Annotated in this window: 18 protein-coding genes; 11 read left to right on the plus strand and 7 right to left on the minus strand. The window is 40.7% G+C overall.

Annotated elements, in window-relative coordinates:
- The first annotated feature begins 1 nt into the window (after window position 1).
- From IZT61_RS14345 to IZT61_RS14370, 6 genes are all read left to right on the plus strand, one after another.
- Window positions 2-778, plus strand: a complete 777-nt coding sequence (locus IZT61_RS14345; protein ID WP_196097631.1) for an enoyl-CoA hydratase/isomerase family protein — start codon at window positions 2-4, stop codon at window positions 776-778.
- Between the two features lie 160 nt (window positions 779-938).
- Complete coding sequence (locus IZT61_RS14350) at window positions 939-2354, plus strand: sigma-54-dependent transcriptional regulator (protein ID WP_196097633.1); 1416 nt, start codon at window positions 939-941, stop codon at window positions 2352-2354.
- A 62-nt stretch (window positions 2355-2416) separates the two neighbouring features.
- Window positions 2417-3466 carry an AI-2E family transporter gene (locus tag IZT61_RS14355; RefSeq protein WP_196097635.1) on the plus strand — a complete coding sequence of 350 codons (1050 nt, stop codon included), beginning with the start codon at window positions 2417-2419 and terminating at the stop codon, window positions 3464-3466.
- A 78-nt stretch (window positions 3467-3544) separates the two neighbouring features.
- Window positions 3545-3811, plus strand: coding sequence for a YtxH domain-containing protein (locus IZT61_RS14360; RefSeq protein ID WP_196097636.1), 267 nt, complete (start codon window positions 3545-3547; stop codon window positions 3809-3811).
- Window positions 3812-3863: 52 nt separating this feature from the next.
- On the plus strand, window positions 3864-4244 hold the full coding sequence (locus IZT61_RS14365) for a phage holin family protein (RefSeq protein WP_196097638.1): 381 nt from the start codon (window positions 3864-3866) through the stop codon (window positions 4242-4244).
- A complete protein-coding gene (locus tag IZT61_RS14370; RefSeq protein WP_196097640.1) occupies window positions 4231-4668 on the plus strand; it encodes a hypothetical protein in 438 nt (145 codons plus the stop codon). Before IZT61_RS14365 ends, IZT61_RS14370 begins: the two co-directional genes overlap by 14 nt.
- A gap of 318 nt (window positions 4669-4986) precedes the next feature.
- Here the strand turns inward: IZT61_RS14370 and aspS are convergent, their stop codons facing one another.
- Window positions 4987-6732 (minus strand): aspartate--tRNA ligase, encoded by a 1746-nt coding sequence (gene aspS / locus IZT61_RS14375; protein ID WP_196097642.1) that lies wholly within the window; start codon window positions 6730-6732, stop codon window positions 4987-4989.
- Window positions 6733-6865: 133 nt separating this feature from the next.
- Here aspS and IZT61_RS14380 point away from each other — a divergent pair, with 133 nt between their 5' ends.
- Entirely contained in the window at window positions 6866-7201 is a 336-nt protein-coding gene (locus IZT61_RS14380; RefSeq protein WP_196097644.1) for a type II toxin-antitoxin system HigB family toxin, read from the plus strand.
- The gene (locus IZT61_RS14385; protein ID WP_196097646.1) at window positions 7198-7554 is read left to right on the plus strand and encodes a helix-turn-helix domain-containing protein; all 357 of its coding nucleotides are present in this window, start codon (window positions 7198-7200) and stop codon (window positions 7552-7554) included. Before IZT61_RS14380 ends, IZT61_RS14385 begins: the two co-directional genes overlap by 4 nt.
- Window positions 7555-7560: 6 nt before the next feature.
- Here the strand turns inward: IZT61_RS14385 and IZT61_RS14390 are convergent, their stop codons facing one another.
- On the minus strand, window positions 7561-7965 hold the full coding sequence (locus tag IZT61_RS14390) for a hypothetical protein (RefSeq protein WP_196097647.1): 405 nt from the start codon (window positions 7963-7965) through the stop codon (window positions 7561-7563).
- 785 nt (window positions 7966-8750) lie between these two features.
- Here IZT61_RS14390 and typA point away from each other — a divergent pair.
- Complete coding sequence (gene typA / locus IZT61_RS14395; protein ID WP_196097649.1) at window positions 8751-10556, plus strand: translational GTPase TypA; 1806 nt, start codon at window positions 8751-8753, stop codon at window positions 10554-10556.
- 440 nt (window positions 10557-10996) lie between these two features.
- Here the strand turns inward: typA and IZT61_RS14400 are convergent, their stop codons facing one another.
- From IZT61_RS14400 to IZT61_RS14420, 5 genes are all read right to left on the minus strand, one after another.
- Window positions 10997-11155, minus strand: coding sequence for a hypothetical protein (locus IZT61_RS14400; protein ID WP_196097651.1), 159 nt, complete (start codon window positions 11153-11155; stop codon window positions 10997-10999).
- Between the two features lie 211 nt (window positions 11156-11366).
- Entirely contained in the window at window positions 11367-12284 is a 918-nt protein-coding gene (locus tag IZT61_RS14405; protein ID WP_196097653.1) for a TIGR01777 family oxidoreductase, read from the minus strand.
- Window positions 12285-12289: 5 nt separating this feature from the next.
- Window positions 12290-13105 (minus strand): DUF393 domain-containing protein, encoded by an 816-nt coding sequence (locus tag IZT61_RS14410; protein ID WP_196097654.1) that lies wholly within the window; start codon window positions 13103-13105, stop codon window positions 12290-12292.
- Window positions 13106-13292: 187 nt separating this feature from the next.
- Window positions 13293-13799 (minus strand): GbsR/MarR family transcriptional regulator, encoded by a 507-nt coding sequence (locus tag IZT61_RS14415; RefSeq protein WP_196097656.1) that lies wholly within the window; start codon window positions 13797-13799, stop codon window positions 13293-13295.
- Between the two features lie 63 nt (window positions 13800-13862).
- Window positions 13863-14960, minus strand: a complete 1098-nt coding sequence (locus IZT61_RS14420; RefSeq protein ID WP_196097658.1) for an alginate lyase family protein — start codon at window positions 14958-14960, stop codon at window positions 13863-13865.
- A 113-nt stretch (window positions 14961-15073) separates the two neighbouring features.
- Here IZT61_RS14420 and IZT61_RS14425 point away from each other — a divergent pair, with 113 nt between their 5' ends.
- Both IZT61_RS14425 and IZT61_RS14430 read left to right on the plus strand, forming a co-directional pair.
- A complete protein-coding gene (locus tag IZT61_RS14425) occupies window positions 15074-17572 on the plus strand; it encodes a glycosyltransferase family protein (RefSeq protein ID WP_196097660.1) in 2499 nt (832 codons plus the stop codon).
- A 950-nt stretch (window positions 17573-18522) separates the two neighbouring features.
- The gene (locus IZT61_RS14430; RefSeq protein ID WP_196097662.1) at window positions 18523-19377 is read left to right on the plus strand and encodes a UDP-2,3-diacylglucosamine diphosphatase; all 855 of its coding nucleotides are present in this window, start codon (window positions 18523-18525) and stop codon (window positions 19375-19377) included.
- The last annotated feature ends 6 nt before the right edge of the window (window positions 19378-19383 follow it).

The raw sequence follows: 19383 nt of genomic DNA on the forward strand, positions 1-19383 counted from the left end.
GATGACGGATCAAAATTTAATAACAGCGGTAAGAGAAAACATTCTTTACATCACCATTAATCGCGAAAAAGCATTGAACGCGTTAAATAAGGCTACATTGGCCGAGTTGGCAGAGGCCATAACGTTTGCCAATACCACAGATGAGGTGAGGGGCGTAATTATTACGGGCAGCGGCGAGAAGGCTTTTGTTGCGGGTGCCGACATTAAAGAATTTTCAGATTATACGGGAGCGCAGGGCGAAGAACTTGCCCGAAAAGGGCACGAACTGGTGTTTAACGCCATTGAAAACGCTAAAAAGCCATTTATTGCCGCCATTAATGGTTTCGCATTGGGCGGCGGGCTCGAGTTGGCCATGGCCTGTCATATCCGTGTGGCTGCCGAAAGCGCAAAACTAGGGCTCCCCGAAGTTTCGCTCGGCTTAATTCCGGGTTACGGCGGCACACAACGGTTAACGCAATTGGTTGGCAAGGGAAAAGCCATTGAGATGATTATCACCGCTAACCCGATAACTGCACACGAGGCAGAAAAAATTGGCCTGGTTAACTACGTAGTACCACAAAGTGATGTTATAGCTAAGGCAACAGAGATTTTAAACTTCGTAAAAAAACGAGCCCCGCTTGCCGTTAGCGCAGCATTAAAAGCCGTAGTTGCTTCATTAAATAATGAAGGCTATCAGGTAGAAACAACCTTGTTTGGGGAGTGTTTCGAGACTGAGGATTTTAAAGAGGGCGTTGCAGCATTCGTAAATAAAAGACCAAGTGTATTTCTCGGCAAATAGGCAATTTGTTGGCGTAATTTTCATATGCAATAGGGAAAATTGGGGAAAATATTTCCCAAACCGATTTTATTTTCGTAAATTATACCGAAACCAAAATCAAACTGTAATCCCATGTCAACTGCATGTTCCGGGTTAACGTTGAGTTGAAAACTATTTACTGATGAAAAAGAAGATACTTATAATTGACGACGAGGTCAATATTGGCTTATTGCTTTCGCGGTTTCTAACAAGGAACGGCTTTGAAGTGGCCACTGCGATAACCGGAAATTCGGCTTTTGAAACTTTATCAAATGAAGTCTTCGATCTTGTGCTTTGCGATTATGGCCTGGACGATACCGATGGTCGCGAAATTTTAATAAAAATCAAAGAAAACTACCCCACCACCGGGGTAATTATCATTACCGGCTACACAGACATCAAACGTGCCGTTGAGCTGATTAAGCTTGGCGCATACGATTATATTACAAAGCCTTTGTATCCTGATGAAATATTAAACACCATAAATAAGGCACTTGAAACACAAAGGGCGTTGAACGAGCGTTCAATGGCTCCGGGTGAGGCTATCAGCAACGTAACTGAGCCGGAATACAACAGCCAAACACAATATATTGATGGCAAGAGCGAGGTATCAATCGGCTTGTTAAAGCAGATTCAATTAATTGCGCCAACTTCTTATAGCGTTATCCTTACCGGAAAAAGCGGTACCGGAAAAGAATATGTTGCCAAAACCATTCACCTCAACAGTTTAAGGAAAGATAAGCCCTTTATAGCGATGGATTGTGGCTCGCTAACCAAAGAATTAGCCGCAAGTGAGTTTTTCGGCCACGAGAAGGGAGCCTTTACCGGTGCCTTATATAAAAAAATTGGCCACTTTGAACAAGCCAATGGGGGGACGTTATTTTTAGACGAAATCGGCAACTTATCTTACGAAATTCAGGCAACGCTGCTCAGAACAGTTCAGGAAAGAAAAGTGAAGCGCATTGGAAGTACCAAAGAAATTGACCTCGATGTACGGATTATTGTGGCCACCAACGAAAATTTGGTGGAGAATATAAACAAAGGAACATTCAGGGAAGATTTATTTCATCGTTTTAACGAATTTTCAATCCACATTCCTTCGCTGAAGAAACGGGGGAACGATATTATGGTTTTTGCCGAACGTTTTTTAGCCGACGCCAACCGCGAGCTCGGGAAAAATATCAAGGGATTTTCAGAAGGGGTTAAAAACTGTTTCTTAAGCTATAGCTGGCCCGGAAATGTACGCGAATTGAAAAACGTAATCAGGCGGGTATCACTCCTAACCGAAGGAAACGAAATACAAGTGGGTGTATTGCCCCTCGAACTGGCAAACCATATCAGAGATTTTGATAAGGAGCATATTTCGGAGAAAGTTAAACCCAAGCAGGCTAAACGAAAAGACCTTAAAGATGCAGCCCACGAGGCCGAGTACAACGCCGTTTTGAGCGTTTTAAAGGACGTAAATTTTAACAAGACCAAGGCCGCCAAAATCTTAAATATCGATAGGAAGACACTGTATAATAAAATAAAGGCCATTAAGTTTTTAGACGAGCAATAATATCATGTTTTGTAAAACAAAACGAGCGCTTTTAGTATTTAAAGGAATACCATCACATCTCTATGTCAGTATTTTCTTACAAACAGCGCAACAATATCAATCTCGTTATCATTATAGCGCTCGGCTTGTTAATCGCCTACTCACTACAAGGAATATTTAGCGCAATTTTAAGTACGTTGGTGCTTTACACCATTATGCGTCCGGCATACATTCACCTCGCCGAAATTAAAGGTTGGAACAAACGTTTGGTTGCCATCTCGCTGATCGCCTTTAGCGTTTTAATCATCGTATTGCCGTTTTATGCATTGAGCAGTATGGTGTTGAGTAAGATTTCGGAACTTAGAAACAATGAAATCTTTTTTAAAAATCTGTTGGTTAAGCTTCAGCATTTAAGCCCGGTCAAGATCAATCAGGAGCTCATTCAGGAGGGAATGAACCGCTTGGGCAACTGGGCTACCCAGCTTTTTCCTTCGCTGATCTCAAGCGCAGTAAATATTATACTTAGTTTGCTAGTGATGTATTTTTTATTATACTTTATGCTCATTGAACGTAAAAAGTTTGAGTATTCATTAATCAAGTATGCACCATTAAGAGAACAGAACGCTTTGCGCTTTGGCGATGAAATGCGAAACACGACCTACGCAAATGTACTTGGCCAGGGCTTAATTTGTTTGGTGCAGGGCTCACTTGTAAGCCTATCATTTTACGTGCTCGGCTATAAAGACCCTGTATTTTGGGGCGTTATCACCACGTTTATATCCTTTGTTCCGATTTTAGGCCCCCCGGTCGTTTTTGTGCCGGCGGCAATACTGCAAATTGCCAACGGTAATAACTTTGCAGGCTGGGCCATGTTAATATTTGGCTTTGTGGTCATTATCAATATTGATAATGTGCTCAGATTCATTATTGCAAAAAAAGTTGGTAACATACATCCCATTATTACAGTAATTGGCGTAATTATTGGTATTCCTTTATTCGGAATATTAGGGCTTGTTTTTGGCCCGCTTCTGCTTTCTTATTTTATATTGCTAGTTAAAATTTACGAAACGAGTACGCTCGCTTCAGAAAGATTGGAAAGAATTAAAACAAATAACGAACTTGGAGAGTTATAATGTATATCCCTCAAGAGTAAATAATATGGTATTTTTTTTCTATTTTACTTGATTGTTAAACCATTTAATACATAAATTATGAATGATAATTCGAAAGTTGTGGTAGCGCTTTTAGCAGGATTAGCTGCGGGTGCGGCCCTAGGTATTTTATTTGCACCAGATAAAGGCGAGGAAACACGCGACAAGCTTAGTCAATCGTTAAAAGACTTGGGAGATTCTATTAAAGACAAAGCTGCCGACGAAATCAACAATTTGGCAGGCTTAAAAGAAAAAGTTGTAAGCTCTATTAAAACCAAGCTGAGAAGCGTTGAGGAAGAATATAGCGACGACGTAGAGCACGCATAAATTAAATAAATATCTTAACCGGCTTCGGCCGGTTAAATTACTCATCTAAACTATGCAGGAAAATAAAGAAAAAAGCATTGAAGACATTGTAGACGATGCAAAGGGCTTTTTGGAAGCCAGGATAGAATATACCAGATTATATTTGGTAGAAAAAGCAGCTAAACTTTTTGCAGATTTAGTTACCAATACTGTCGTAATTGTCTGTTTTATTTTGGCATTCTTATTCGGATCGGTTACGCTCGCTCTCTTTCTATCCGACGTGCTTGGCGGTTACACTGCGGGTTTTGGTTGCGTTTCACTGATATATATTGCGTTAGCCGTTATTGTTTATTTTACTAAAGACAAATACATCGAAAAGGCCATCATTAATGGCGCCATTAGAAAGTATTTTGATAAACTTGCAGATGAGGAGGAAGAAGATGAGAAACTATAAAAACATCAGGACCCTACAAGACTTGCAAGCTAAAAAACTGGAGCTGAAAGTAGAGTATAAACTAAAGCAAACCTTACTTGTTGCTGATGGCAAAACCTATTTGCACCAGTTTACACCTGCAGCATTGTTTAAAAAATATGTTACCCCAAATAATTTCTTTAAGGTTGATGATAAACTTAACATCAGCGGTACAGCGATGTCTGTGCTGTTGCCGATGTTTATGAACAAAACCATATTTAAAGGAGCTGGGTTTTTAACTAAGGCAGCCGTTGGACTGGTATCGGGTAAAGTTGGGAAATCGCTGGATGCTGAGCATCTTTCGGGCATCTTTAACTCAGTTAAGGGATGGTTCAGTAAGAATAAAGAAAAAAAGGCGAAGAAATTTGTCGATTATGGTATTCCGCCAGATAGTGAAACTTATTAGTTTATGTTAACATAAATGCTGTAATAAATATCACCCTGAGCATTTCGACTGGAGTTTATCTTGAGCGTAGACGAAAGGCTCAATACAGGCTTAATCGAAGGGCAAGTGTACTAGGCTTCGACTTCGCTCAGCCTGACAAAGCATCATTAACAAAATTAGTACTTGGTGAATACTTATTGGCTCACCTCAATAGTCATTGAATATATGCCAAGCACATTGGCTATTAATTAAAAAGGCCACTTAGCGTTTTGCGTTAAGTGGCCTTTTTTTATTCGCTTGCTCTGATGAACTAATGACCAATGAACAAATTGTTATTTTTTAAAGATCCGTTTTAATCTTCAGTTCCTTCAATTGTTTATCGTCGATTGTGCTCGGACTATCGATCATAACATCTCTTCCCGAATTATTTTTAGGGAAAGCAATTACATCGCGAATCGAATCTAAGCCTGCAAAAATTGAAGTTAAGCGGTCAAATCCGAAGGCAATTCCACCGTGTGGAGGTGCGCCAAACTCAAATGCATCCATTAAGAAACCAAATTGTTTCTGAGCTTCTTCAGCGCTAAAACCTAAATGCTTAAACATTAATGCTTGCAGTTCCCGATCGTGAATACGAATTGAACCTCCGCCAATTTCAGTTCCATTAATCACCATGTCATAAGCATTCGCACGAACATTTTTCGGGTCCGTATCTAGCAGGGCGATATCTTCTGGCTTGGGCGAGGTAAAGGGGTGGTGCATGGCATGGTAACGCTCGGTTTCTTCATCCCATTCTAAAAGCGGAAAATCCAATACCCAAAGTGCTGAGAAAGTATTTTTATCGCGTAAGCCCAAACGGTTACCCATTTCAAGACGCAACTCGTTCAATTGTTTACGAACTTTATCAGTCGATCCAGCTAAAATTAAAAGCAAATCGCCTTTTTCAGTTGCAAAAGCTTCGCTCCATTGCTTCAAATCTGCTTCGTTAAAGAATTTATCAACCGACGATTTTATCGTGTCATCATCATTATGTCGGGCATAGATTAAGCCTGTAGCACCAATTTGCGGGCGCTTAATAAAGTCGGTCAGTTCATCTAACTGTTTCCGCGTATAACTGGCTGCACCTTTTGCATTAATACCAACAACCAACTCGGCGTTATCGAACACAGGGAAGCCTTTGCCCTTTACCAAATCGTTCGCCTCTACAAACTGCATGGCAAAACGCGTGTCGGGCTTATCGGAACCATATAACCGCATTGCATCGGCGTACTGCATCCGCGGAACTTCTGGCAAATCGTAATTGCGAACCTCTTTAAAAAGTGTGCGGATTAAGCCTTCAAAGGTGTTTAAAATGTCTTCTTGTTCGATAAACGACATTTCGCAATCGATTTGGGTAAACTCCGGCTGGCGATCGGCTCTTAAATCCTCATCCCTAAAGCATTTTACAATTTGAAAATACCGATCAAAACCCGAAACCATAAGCAATTGCTTAAAAGTTTGTGGCGACTGCGGTAAGGCGTAAAACTCACCCTCGTTCATGCGGCTAGGCACAACGAAATCTCGGGCGCCTTCGGGTGTAGATTTGATTAACACCGGAGTTTCTACCTCGATAAAATCTAAGGCATCTAAGTAGCGGCGAACGGATTGCGCCATTTTATGGCGTAAAACCAGGTTGTTACGAACCGGATTGCGACGTAAATCGAGGTAACGGTATTTCATGCGCAGCTCGTCTCCGCCGTCAGTTTCGTCATCAATCATAAAGGGAGGCAGCTTCGCCGCATTTAAAACCTCAAGTGCAGAAACTTTAATCTCTACATCGCCTGTTGGCATTTTAGGGTTTTTATTGCTGCGTTCTACTACCGTACCAGTGGCTTTGATCACAAACTCGCGACCTAACAAACGTGCTGCTTCGCAAAGCTCACGGTTATCATCCATGTTAAAAACCAGTTGTGTAATACCATAACGGTCGCGTATGTCGATAAAAGTCATGCCGCCCAAATCTCTCGATTTTTGTACCCAACCACACAAGGTTACACTTTCGCCCAAGTTATTAAGGGTTAGTGCACCGCAAGTTACTGTTCTTAACATATATTGTAATCTAAATTTAGCGGCAAAAATACCGATTTTGTTTTAAAGTTGACGCTATCAAGAATGGTTTTTGGTTGGATGGGAAAATTCACCATAAAGTTTGCTTTTTGCAAACTTTTCATTATCTTTAACAATGAAAATCTTGGTCAAAAAAACCATAATGTTTTATGCAAATATGTATAAGGCTTCGGCTATCGCATTATCAATATGGTTTGATGAGTTTTCTAAAGAGGACTTTAATAATTTCAACGAATTAAAGGAGGTTTACCGAAATGCGAGCGTGGTTAAAAATTCAAGAGTAGTTTTTAACATCAAAGGAAATGACTTTCGATTAGTTGTTTCCCTTAATTTTATACAAAAAACATGCTATGTAATTTGGTTTGGTACCCATGAAGAATATGACAAGATAAACGTTGAAACAATTACTTTCGATACGAAGATTTTAACGAACAATTGGAGGCAAAAATGAATTGGAAAGTTTTAAAAACAGAATCAGATTATGCAAAAGCTTGCATTCGATTAATGGAAATTTTCCATGCAGAACCAAATAGCGAGGAAGCTGATGAATTGGACTTATTAATAGTATTGGTAAAGGATTATGACGATAAAAACTATCAGTTGCCAGAGTTAAATGTTTTAGAGGTTATTAAATATAAGATGGAAGAAGCAGGTATGAAAGCCAAGGACTTAGAGCCGATAATTGGTAGCAAAGGACATGTTTCGGCTGTATTATCTGGCAAAAGAGATATCACTTTGAAAATGGCCCAAAAGCTCAAGAATTATTTTAATATCCCCGCTGATGTTTTTTTGCATTCAGCATAGTTCAATTCAATACTTTTCTTCCAAAACCACCTCAACCGAAATCACTTTCCACTCGCCATTGATATTTTGCCAATGGTAAACTTCTTCGGTTTGAATCGTCTGTTTTTTCGAAAAAATCAATAAGTTAGGTTTAATAATAACGGATTTACGGGCGATTTTCTCTGTAAAAACATCATTTTCTACTGATGACTTGATGCGGTAATGACTCGTTTCGATACTCTTCGCCGATTTTAGTGCCTTCTCCAAATCGTAGATAAAGTCTCTTTTATTTAGTGTTTTTCCATCGGCTTTGGTATATCGTAATGCGTCGTCAAAAATGGTAACATAGGCGATTGCATCGCGGTTCTCTAAATCGCGGTTTGCTTTTTTGTGTATCTCGTTGATGGCAGAAAGAATTAAATCGGTTTCCATAACATGAAGGTAAATGTTTGTTTTCTGTTTTCAAACAAAAGTTAGTCATCCGATGAATATAGCCGATGTACAGTATGCACTGGATAATTGAAACTTATACAGCGGTGTGATGCTGAGTTATAATTTTTCAGCAAAGAAAATCAAATGTTAATTGTTTTGAGACCATCGTCATTCCAGCGCCCGCCTGAACGGATGGGCAGGCAGGCGGTCCCGAAGCTTCGGGATTAAAGCTTTAGCATTAACATCCCCTACCGATAGCTATCGGTACAAGCTACCAATCACAGACATATGAAAAATCGTCATTGCGAGGCACGAAGCAATCTCATTCCATAAATCAGATTGCTTCGGCTCGAACAGGCCCGGCCTCGCAATTACGACTCGGTGAAAAACCTATCATCCCAACTCCTTTGTTTTTCAAAAAACTGATCTCTGAGGATGACGATCGTTCATAGTTGGTGCTCATTTATTAGTCAACTCATAGATTGGCATAACGGTGTTTAGCCGCCTAGCCCCAGATGGAGTGGTTACCCTGCAGCTCGGAGGAATCACAATGCGAAGCGTAAAAGCGTAACACGGGAACAAACTGACTTGTATGCGCAGGCGTTGCGCTTCAACAATTAAGAAAATTAACATCAAACTTCAATTTCGGCTGGCTGGCAACCGCACGTTACTTTCTAATTAAAAATGAGATCATTACAAAATTACCATTGCGTTAAATAAGTGCGCTTGATAGTGAAAAATCAATTCGAAAACACTATCTTTGCGCCAAATTTGAGGCGCATTTTATGCAAAAGATTAGAAATATAGCTATTATAGCACACGTTGACCACGGCAAAACTACGTTGGTTGATAAGATTTTACACTCTTGTTCTATTTTTCGTGACAACGAACAAACAGGAGAGTTGATATTGGATAATAACGATTTAGAGCGTGAACGTGGTATTACCATCGTATCTAAAAACGTTTCTGTAAGATATAAAGATGTAAAAATCAATATTATCGATACACCTGGTCACGCGGATTTCGGCGGCGAAGTTGAGCGTGTGCTGAAAATGGCCGACGGTGTACTTTTACTTTGCGATGCTTTTGAAGGTGCCATGCCTCAAACCCGTTTCGTAACACAAAAAGCTTTGGCTTTAGGCTTAAAGCCAATTGTTGTTGTAAACAAAGTTGATAAAGAAAACTGTCGCCCGGAAGAGGTTTACGAGCAAATTTTCGAATTGTTCTTTAATCTTGAGGCCACAGAAGAGCAGTTGGATTTCCCGGTAATTTACGGTTCATCTAAACAAGGATGGATGACTACCGATTGGAAAGTTCCAACTACCGATATTTTCCCTTTATTAGATGCTGTTGTGGCAAATATTCCACCTGCACCGATAAACGAGGGTACTTTACAAATGCAAATTACCTCTTTAGATTATTCATCTTTCGTAGGTCGTATTGCTATTGGCCGTGTTCACCGTGGTACAATTAAAGAAAACCAACCCGTTACTTTAATTAAACGCGACGGCAAAATGGTAAAATCGAGAGTAAAAGAATTGTATACTTTCGAAGGTTTAGGTAAAGTTAAAGCTACCGAAGTGAGCTCTGGCGATATCTGTGCTGTTGTTGGTATCGATGGTTTCGATATTGGCGATACCATTGCCGATTTTGATGCACCAGAACAATTGCCGGTAATCAGCATCGACGAGCCAACAATGAACATGTTGTTCACCATTAACAACTCTCCGTTTTTTGGTAAAGAAGGTAAATTGGTGACCTCTCAACGTATCAAAGATCGTTTGATTAAAGAGATGGAGAAAAACCTTGCATTAAAGGTTGTTGAAACGGCATCGCCTGATAGCTGGTTGGTTTATGGTCGTGGTATTCTCCATTTATCGGTATTGATCGAAACCATGCGTCGCGAAGGTTACGAATTGCAAGTAGGTCAGCCACAGGTAATTGTTAAAGAAATAGACGGTAAGAAACACGAGCCGATTGAAACTTTAATTGTTGATGTACCTGCAGAGGTATCGGGTAAGGTGATCGAATTGGTAACTCAGCGCAAAGGTGAGTTGTTGATTATGGAGCCGAAAGGCGATTTACAGCACTTAGAATTCGAAATTCCTTCGCGTGGTATTATCGGTTTGCGTAACAACGTATTAACTGCTACTGCTGGGGAGGCAATTATGGCACACCGCTTTAAGGCTTACGAGCCTTGGAAAGGTACAATCCCAGGTCGTTTAAATGGTGTATTAATTTCGATGGAAAAAGGCCAGACTACTGCTTATTCAATCGATAAGTTACAAGATAGAGGTCGTTTCTTTATCGATCCGGGAGTTGATGTTTACGAAGGACAGATTATGGGTGAGCACATCCGCGATAATGACCTGGTTGTAAACGTTGTTAAAGGAAAAGCATTAACCAACATGCGTGCATCGGGTACTGATGATAACACGCGTATTGCGCCAGCTATTAAATTCTCGTTAGAGGAAGCAATGGAGTATATCCAGGCTGACGAATATATTGAGGTTACACCGGCAAGCATGCGTTTACGTAAGATTTTCTTAACCGAGCAAGAACGTAAGGTTAAAGGAAAACAGTTTGCTTAAGTCCCCACCTAAATCCTCCCCCGAGGGGAGGACTTTACAAGCATATAGCCCATTTCTTAATTGAGATGGGCTTTTTTGTTGGGGTTTTTCCTAAATATGCTGTCATGCAGGGGGGCAATTTTTAGCGAAAAGAATCAATATGGTATGAAGTTTTTAATGCGATCGTCATTGTGAGACACAGCCTGTCCCGATTTTTCAGAAAAGCCATCTGTTTGATTCAATAATATCTCGAATGAGATCGCTTCGATTGATGAAAAATCGATTTCGCAAAGGCGGAATAAAACGTCAATGATAGAGCCAGAACATCGTAACGTAAATCTTACCATCTTCGCCCAGTAACCATCCCTTTTTTCGGCAGCAGGTTTTGGGGTCCTGCGTTTCATCGCTTGGGAGATCTTTCTTTAAACTATTATTGACGTTTTTATGCAAGATCTTCTCATTCAGTGTTTTGTCATGCTGAGGTACGAAGCATCCCTTACCGACTCCGCATTGGCCTTAATTAACTCACTTCCCTTTTTGGCCAGTGGTTTGTTGGCGTTTTGCATTCCATCGCTTGCGGATTCTTCACTGCGTTCAGAATGACACGAAAATTTAGTCACTCAGTGTTTACGTCATGCCATATTGATTTTTATACAATAAAATGAAACTCAGGATAACAGTGTCAAAAACTTGTATCCCAACTTCTTTTTTCAAAAACTGAACTCCGAGGATGACGCATTAAACAAAATGTAGTGCGAGCGGTGCCGACAGCTCAGCTCATATACGCAGTTTTCCGCTTTATCTCCGGACCTCGGACTTCTCACTTTCGGTCTAACCCAAAATATCATGAACGGCTTCATCGATAGTTGCATGTTTAAATTCGAAGCCATTAGCTAATAAAACCGCTGGCTCAACCCACCTGCTTTTTAAGATCAGCTCCGTTTCTGTGCCGATAATTCTGGCGCCAATAGCCAAAAGCCATTCCGGGGCAGGCAATCCGAAACCAAAACCATAAGCTTTCCTAATCGCTTGCATTAAAGCTTTGTTTGTCACCGCGTGCGGAGAAGTGCAGTTTACGACCCCGCTAATGCTGTCGTTATTTAATAACCATTCAATTGTTCTAACCGCGTCTTGTTCATGTACCCAATTTACGTATTGCCTGCCATTACCTTGTTTACCGCCAAGGCCAAACCTTACCAAATTTAACAATCGCGGAAATGCACTATCTGTTCTGCCCAGCACAATTCCCATGCGTAGCGCAATTTTTCTGGTTTGAGGCGTTTCACTTTCAAAGAAACTGCTTTCCCATGCTTTACATACATCAACAGAAAAACCGTCGCCAATTTCGCCTGTATATTCATCCTGAGGTCGATCTTCTGCATGACGGTAAATCGTAGCTGATGTGATATTAATCCATAACTTCGGCGGATTGGTGAGGCCAATAATCGTTTTTCCGAGCAAACGAGTAGGTATCACTCTCGAGTTTATGATCTTTTCCTGATTTTTCGGAGTATATCGGCAATTAACGTTCTTGCCACAAAGATTAACCAGCAAATCTGCATTTTCAAGTTGCTTGCACCATTTTCCTTCCGTTTTTCCATTCCATAAAACAGTCTTGATATTTCCTTTTGCCGCTTGCAAACTTCTTGATAAAATAATTACTTCTTCTGCCAGCGCACTAAAGTGTTGAGCCAATAGCCCGCCCAGATAGCCGTTTCCTCCCGCGAGGATAATTTTTCTGTAAATCATAATCTTTATAATAAAAGGATCAACCCTAAAACAATTAAACGGTAAGTGGCCCATGTGCTGCTCATTAGCCAGCCCAGTTCCAAAAGCTTACATCTGCGAATATGCTCAAGGAACATCAGGCCAGCAACCAACAAAAAGTAAAGCAGAAAGAAGAATGGATTTACATCGAAATACCTGGCCATCGCCAAACCGGGTAATAAAAGTATCGATCCGGCAAATGAAATGGTCATCATATTGCCCAGGTAGGCCCAAAGTTTTTGTTTTTGATAAAGGCCAATGATAAGTCCCTGAAATAACATTTGACAACCGCAGATCAGGTATTCCCTGTATTTTCCTCCTAATGGAACAAAGTCGGTTAACAAATGCGCATAGGCAGTTAAGATGTACGCCGTTACCAGCCACGTAAATAAGAGAAAAGCGACTCGATAGTGCAGTTTGAAACTGGGTTGAAGCTGATGTGCTTTTGTTTCGGCAGGAATAATTACTTTGCGATTGTAAGAGATAAAGGCATAAAGCTTAGACATACTTAAAGCAAACGGCTTAAAATTAAATAACGGAACAAATATGGGCATCGAATTACCAATAATTTTGAAGAGGCTTTTTATGCCATAGGTTACCTCGCCAGTTTCGGTATTTACCAAAGCAATTTCGTTTACGGCTTTTTGTTTATCAATTAAAGGACAGATATTTTTGGGCATATTTTGGTAAGATTCTCGTCCGTTATTGGCCAGTAGGCCCGCTTTTACAAATGCTTTGGTGTAAACATAACACATCGGGCATTCATCATCGAAGAGGATAACATGGTTGTTCAGCGTTTTCATTTCATTTTAGATTTTAGAACTTTCAGTAAAAATTGAAAGTTTAGATTAAAAAATAAAGCCAGTTATGGCTGTAGTTAAGGATTTTTCTCAACTATGTCAGGCTGAGCGGAGTCGAAGCCCGTTATACTTGCCCTTCGGCTCCGCTCAGGGTGACAATTCAATGGGTGCTTGTTAATAGTTTCAAATTTTACTTAAACACCTTTAAAATAGAACCCCAAAACCAGTTCTCCTCTGCCTTAAGCATGGTTTCAAGCGTTTTATCTACATTTACTGCCAATTTGTTGATGTCTGTAATCGATTTTTTGAACGTTTTAAATTCAAGATCCTTTTCATCGCCCTGTACACTCGATAATTCGTTGAGCACCTTCAAGACAGGCTCTAGCTCCCGTTTTTTCCTTTCTTTAGCCACCTGACGGGCGATGTTCCAAACGTCTTTATCCGCAAAAAAATATTCTTTTCTTTCACCGGCCTTATGCTGCTTTTCAATCAGGCCCCAGCCAATTAAATCCCGTAACGTCATGTTCGCATTTCCTCTCGAAATACTCAGGCTTTCCATAATTTCTTCGGTTGTAAGCGCTTCGGGCGAAATGAGCAACAGTGCATGAACCTGCGCCATTGTACGGTTAATGCCCCATTCGGAGCCTAATTTGCCCCAGGCCTCTATAAATTTGAGTTTTGCCGCTGCTAATTCCATAAAACAAATGTAATTATATTTTTAAACTTTCAAAAATTATTGAAAGTTTATTTATTTTGAAAATTACTCCTGCTTGGCTTTAATTCGGTTGATGATGCGCTCTACATTTTCGTATTGCTGTAAACCAGCTAGTAAATCTTTTTGCGATTGATCGAAATAAACCGACAACTGCAGAACCGGCAGCGCAAGCATGGGCTTAAACATTGTGCCCGGGGCAAAACCTGCCTCGTTGTTTTTAGCCCTTGCTCTGTCAAATGCTACGGTGGTATGCACGTATTCCTCGTGTTGCTTTTCTCCTTTAATGTACGGCAATAACCACTCAACAGATTTTTTTATCGATGCACCCTTGGGCGATTCATAGCTGTAAAAATCAGGCCCCTTTGCCCTATCAATCATAATTGCCAGTTTCAACATAGGCTCCAAATCGTAAATGTGGTAATGCATCGCATCCCTTTGCTTAAAGTCCAAGCTTGTTCCATCAGCGTTTAAGTTAATCGCAATGTGTGTTTTTAAATGCGCTATCGTCCAATCAATCAGCTTTTGGTTGCCCAGGGCATAGCCTATTTCGCCAACCACCTTTAACCGGTGGGCGTTCCAGTTGTTTATAGCGCTTCCGCGGCCAGAGTTCATTCTTTTACTATTTATCTCCGCCCAGGCCGTCTCACTTAGCCAATTCTCTATCGATTTTTTGCTTTCGGTAGGAATGTCCTTTTTAATTAAATCGTAAGCCTCAACCGCTTTGTCAATTTTGGTATCGTTAATCGGATTGCCGTTTCCGCGATTTTTATTGGCCCAGGCAAGCAAAAATTCCAACGATTTGTTTAAGTAGCGCTTTTCGCCCGATAATCGGTATTGCAGGGCGAGCGAAAACATTTTATCCATATCTTTAAGGGCACGGATTGTTTTCACCTTTTTGGGATGGCCCTGTAACAAGCCTTCAGAGAGGATGGTATCTATAGGATTTGGAACATCGTTTAGGTAGCTGGCAGTTGTTCTCTCAAACTCATTGTAAATCTCTTTATAGCTGGTTTCCGTTTTGAGCTGTAGTTTTAGCGTTTTGATTTCAGTGGCATTTAGGCTCACAATTTGGCATAGTGCCACATTGCTAAGCATCGCACAGAGGCACATGGCCAGGAACTTTCTCATCGTTAAGCGGTTCATTTTAATTTGGTATACACAAATTTAGATTTTATTCTGCTCACATTTAATTTATTCCTTTTTTATACCGCCCAATTTTTTATTTTTGACATTCGTTTAAACTTAAACAAACCTTGATGAATAACTGGTTCAACAGAAATGGCATACACCTCGCCATCATAGCATTTTTCGTAATCATTACTTTTGCCTATTTCAGTCCTGTTTTGCAGGGTAAGGCCCCCGCACAGAGCGATGTTGTTCAGGCGCAGGCCATGCAAAAGGAAATTATGGATGTAAAGGAGGCCACAGGTAAGGCCCCACTTTGGACCAACCAGATGTTCGGCGGAATGCCAGCCTATCAAATTTGGGTACCTTATGCGTACAGCGGCGCCACCTATGGCATTGCGTTGATTACTAAAGCCTTGCCAAACCCGACAGGAACCGTTCTGCTATTGCTTTTTGGTGGCTATTTCTTATTTATTGTACTAAAAGTTAATCCCTGGCTTGCGGCGGCAGGAGCCATTGCATTTACCTTTACGACTTACAATTTTGTGTTAATCGCCAGTGGACACAGCAGTAAGGCATTGGCGATTGGATTTTTTGCGCCAATTATAGCGGGTATATTGCTTACGCTGAGGGGCAAGTACTGGTACGGCGCCAGCTTAACGGCCTTGTTCTTAGCCTTAGAGATTAGAACGAACCACGTTCAAATGACGTATTACTTAATGTTGGCCATACTCATTTTCGTTATCGTCGAAGTTTCTCAAGCCGTTAAAAATAAAACCGTTCCCCATCTTACCAAGGCATTCGGCTTTCTTGCCCTGTCGGTTTTGCTCGCTGTTATGATTAACGCCAGCCTATTGTGGTCTACCGCAGAATATGCAAAAGAAACCAATCGTGGCAAGTCAAATTTAACCGTAGCCACTACCGAAAAAGATGCAGGCATGTCTAAAGAATATGCTTACCAATGGAGCCAGGGTGTGGGCGAAAGCTTCACATTCCTAATTCCCGATTTGTATGGAGGCGCTTCGAGTGTGGAGGAATTGGTAAAACCAGAAAGCAACATGTTTAAGGCCGTTGCCGATATAACTGGTGGCGATCAGGCTGCAACTACTCAAGCTATACAACAACTTGGGCAGCAGTTAAACATGCAACAATATTGGGGCGAGAAACCTTTTACCCAGGGCGGTTACTACTTCGGGGCAATCATCTGCTTCTTGTTTGTATTCGGCTTATTCATCGTTCGCAATCCATTAAAATGGTGGATTTTGGCAACCACAATCTTATTTATCCTTCTGTCGTTCGGTCGCCATTTCCCTTTTGTGAGCAATTTATTTTTCGATTATTTCCCGCTTTACAACAAGTTTAGGGCGGTTGAGTCTATTTTGGCCGTTGTCGGCTTAATGGTGCCAATACTGGCGCTGTTGGCGGTAAAAGAGGTGCAAGAGGGAAACACCGATCAAAAAGTATTAATTAAAAAACTAACGTGGTCTGCCGGTATTACCGGGGGTTTTGCCTTGCTTGTAGCCATTGCGCCAACGCTGTTTTTTAGCTTTAAGGCATCAAATCACCAACAAATTGTACAGGCGTTAACGCAAACGTTGCAAAATAATGCCGGCATTGCACAGAAAATAGCAAACGGGTTAGTTGAAGATCGTATTGCGATAGGTCGTGCCGATGCTTTCCGGTCGTTCTTTTTCATACTCATTGGCTTCGCAATCATTTGGGCCTTTATAAAGAAAAAACTGAACACCCAGTTGGCTTTCGGGCTCCTTGTTTTTGCAGTATTAATCGATATGTGGCAGGTAGATCGCCGTTATTTAAATAACAAAAACTTTGAGGCCAAGGCATCAGTCGACAATTATTTTCAGCCTAGAGACGTAGATAATTTTATTTCTGCTGATAAAGATCCAAATTTCAGGGTTTTCGATGCTTCCATAAACACCTTTAACGATGCAAGCACCTCGGCGTTTCATAAAACCGTTGGTGGCTATCATGCGGCAAAACTGAAACGTTTTGATGAACTGATTCAGCATCAATTCTCTAAAAGCATCAATCAGGATGTTTTGGATATGTTAAATACGAAGTACATCATTACTCAAGACCCTCAAAATGGCTCGTTTAAAATGCAGCGTAACGCAACCGCCTGCGGAAATGCGTGGTTTGTACAAAGCGTGCAATATGTGGCCAACTCTGATGAAGAAATGAAGGCCATTAGCAGTTTCGATGCAAAGAAAGAGGCTATTGTTGATAAAAGCTATAAAAACATGATCGATGATAAGCGTTTAGGAACAGGAACCGAAGGTTTTATTAAATTAACCAGTTACAATCCTGATCATCTAACTTACGAATATTCGTCGGCCAAAGATGTAGTTGCAGTCTTCTCCGAAATTTATTACAACAAAGGATGGAAAATGTACATCGACGGTGTTGAAAAGCCTTATTTCAGAGCCGATTATGTTCTGCGTGCCGCACAGCTTGAAGGTGGTAACCATAAACTTGAATTTATATTCCACCCGACATCCTATTACGCAGGTGAAAAAATTTCGCTCGCAGGTTCACTTTTATTGCTTGCCGGATTAGCATTTGGCATTTATTCAGAAAACAAAAAGAAAAAACAGACTGCTAAAGTTTAACTGTTTAAGAAAACGACTTTACCAAAGCCCGCAAGATTAGCTTCTTGCGGGCTTTTTGTTAAATGTTACTCAGCAGCCAACCAATGTTCTAGGTCGGGGCCATCCGATAGGAGAGAAATGCTGTTTCTTATAACGATGTTCTTTTAAGTTATTAGTAATCAATATTTATTCTTATGCGCTTATGAGGAGCAAACCTGCAATTCCCCTGGAACTTTTCCAAAGAACGCATCCGACCTAGGAGATGATTTTAGGAAAAAATGTTTAAACCGTTTGCACATACTTTAAAAACCGCTGAACAAAAGAATTTTTTTATCAAGAAAAAAGAAAAAGCCTGTCTGGCCAAGACAGAAAAATCAATATGAGTGACGTTTATATTCTTGCCGTCTTTCCCGCGCAGGCGGGAATATTAATGCCGAGCAAAGGCCTTTCCCTTCGCTTTAGGATTCCCAATTAAAATTGGGAATGACGACCGTTCTTAGATGACGCCATACAAGTTTGGCTGCCATTTTCGATTATTCCCCTGCCATACAGCAACATGTTCGAGATATGTCCACACGACAGGAGAAGTCGGGACAGGCTGTACTCGCTACAAAGTAGCCCCTTTGGGGCAATGACGGTAGGGTGGTCGTTATTGTTTGAACCTAAAGCAACGATTATCCTAAGTATCGCGTAAGTGGTTTGGTCATTTGAATATGTTTTTTAATCAAACGATTAAATTTAACAATTCCGTAACATTTGTTTGATACCCAACGTCTTACTTTTGTATTGTAAAATCAGACGTTATGCTGGAATCCTTTTTCGCTGTTTGTTTATTGATTGTTGTACTCTACTTTTTCAGTCCTTTTGAGGTAAAACTCGATGAGGAAGAAGAGTGGTAAAACCGCTTCCTGCCTTTTAAAACTGCTTGTTTCGAGCGGTATCAAATTCTTTGCCCCTAAAAATCTCCCGATATGAGTAAAAGAAATGTTGATGTAGTCGTAATTTCCGATGTGCATTTGGGCACTTATGGTTGTCACGCCAAAGAACTGCTGAAATACTTGAAGAGCATTAAGCCAAAGCGAATAATCCTTAATGGCGATATTATCGATATCTGGCAGTTTAGCAAGCGCTATTGGCCAGAATCGCACATGAAAGTAATTCGTAAGCTCATGAAGTTTGTATCCGAGGGCGTGCAGGTTCATTATTTAACCGGCAATCACGATGAAATGCTTCGCAAGTTTGATGGGATGGAGATGGGCACTTTTCAGCTTCAAAATAAATTAATTCTCGATCTTGATGGTAAAAAAGGATGGTTTTTTCATGGCGATGTGTTCGATGTAACCATGCAGCATTCTAAGTGGCTTGCGAAACTGGGCGCCGTTGGTTACGATACCCTCATCCTCATTAACAGCTGCGTAAATTGGATGCTTACCACCCTTGGCCACGAGAAAATGAGCTTTTCGAAAAGGATTAAGGGTAAATTTAAAGATGCCGTAAAGTTTATTAACAGCTTTGAGCAAACGGCGGCAGAATTAGCGATAGAGAAAGGCTACGATTATGTAGTTTGTGGACACATTCATCAGGCAGAAAAAAGAGAAATTATCACTGATGGCGGTTCCGTTACCTATTTAAACAGCGGCGACTGGGTAGAAAGTTTAACGGCCCTCGAATACCATGATAAGCAATGGACGGTTTTTAAGTACGATCATCAGGATTTTGTGAAGGATGAAATTGAAGACGGAATCCTCTCAGACGCTGATGATTTGAAAAGCAAACTCGACATTAATATTCTTTTGCAGAGTATTAAATATGAAATTGCCCAATAATTTAAG

The sequence above is a fragment of the Pedobacter endophyticus genome (assembly GCF_015679185.1).
GTDB lineage: Bacteria > Bacteroidota > Bacteroidia > Sphingobacteriales > Sphingobacteriaceae > Pedobacter > Pedobacter endophyticus.

Coding starts and splice junctions, on each gene's coding strand:
- IZT61_RS14345 (WP_196097631.1), top strand. CDS start 2: ATGACGGATCAAAATTTAATAACAGCGGTAAGAGAAAACATTCTTTAC.
- IZT61_RS14350 (WP_196097633.1), top strand. CDS start 939: ATGAAAAAGAAGATACTTATAATTGACGACGAGGTCAATATTGGCTTA.
- IZT61_RS14355 (WP_196097635.1), top strand. CDS start 2,417: ATGTCAGTATTTTCTTACAAACAGCGCAACAATATCAATCTCGTTATC.
- IZT61_RS14360 (WP_196097636.1), top strand. CDS start 3,545: ATGAATGATAATTCGAAAGTTGTGGTAGCGCTTTTAGCAGGATTAGCT.
- IZT61_RS14365 (WP_196097638.1), top strand. CDS start 3,864: ATGCAGGAAAATAAAGAAAAAAGCATTGAAGACATTGTAGACGATGCA.
- IZT61_RS14370 (WP_196097640.1), top strand. CDS start 4,231: ATGAGAAACTATAAAAACATCAGGACCCTACAAGACTTGCAAGCTAAA.
- aspS (WP_196097642.1), bottom strand. CDS start 6,732: ATGTTAAGAACAGTAACTTGCGGTGCACTAACCCTTAATAACTTGGGC.
- IZT61_RS14380 (WP_196097644.1), top strand. CDS start 6,866: ATGAAAATCTTGGTCAAAAAAACCATAATGTTTTATGCAAATATGTAT.
- IZT61_RS14385 (WP_196097646.1), top strand. CDS start 7,198: ATGAATTGGAAAGTTTTAAAAACAGAATCAGATTATGCAAAAGCTTGC.
- IZT61_RS14390 (WP_196097647.1), bottom strand. CDS start 7,965: ATGGAAACCGATTTAATTCTTTCTGCCATCAACGAGATACACAAAAAA.
- typA (WP_196097649.1), top strand. CDS start 8,751: ATGCAAAAGATTAGAAATATAGCTATTATAGCACACGTTGACCACGGC.
- IZT61_RS14405 (WP_196097653.1), bottom strand. CDS start 12,284: ATGATTTACAGAAAAATTATCCTCGCGGGAGGAAACGGCTATCTGGGC.
- IZT61_RS14410 (WP_196097654.1), bottom strand. CDS start 13,105: ATGAAAACGCTGAACAACCATGTTATCCTCTTCGATGATGAATGCCCG.
- IZT61_RS14415 (WP_196097656.1), bottom strand. CDS start 13,799: ATGGAATTAGCAGCGGCAAAACTCAAATTTATAGAGGCCTGGGGCAAA.
- IZT61_RS14420 (WP_196097658.1), bottom strand. CDS start 14,960: ATGAACCGCTTAACGATGAGAAAGTTCCTGGCCATGTGCCTCTGTGCG.
- IZT61_RS14425 (WP_196097660.1), top strand. CDS start 15,074: ATGAATAACTGGTTCAACAGAAATGGCATACACCTCGCCATCATAGCA.
- IZT61_RS14430 (WP_196097662.1), top strand. CDS start 18,523: ATGAGTAAAAGAAATGTTGATGTAGTCGTAATTTCCGATGTGCATTTG.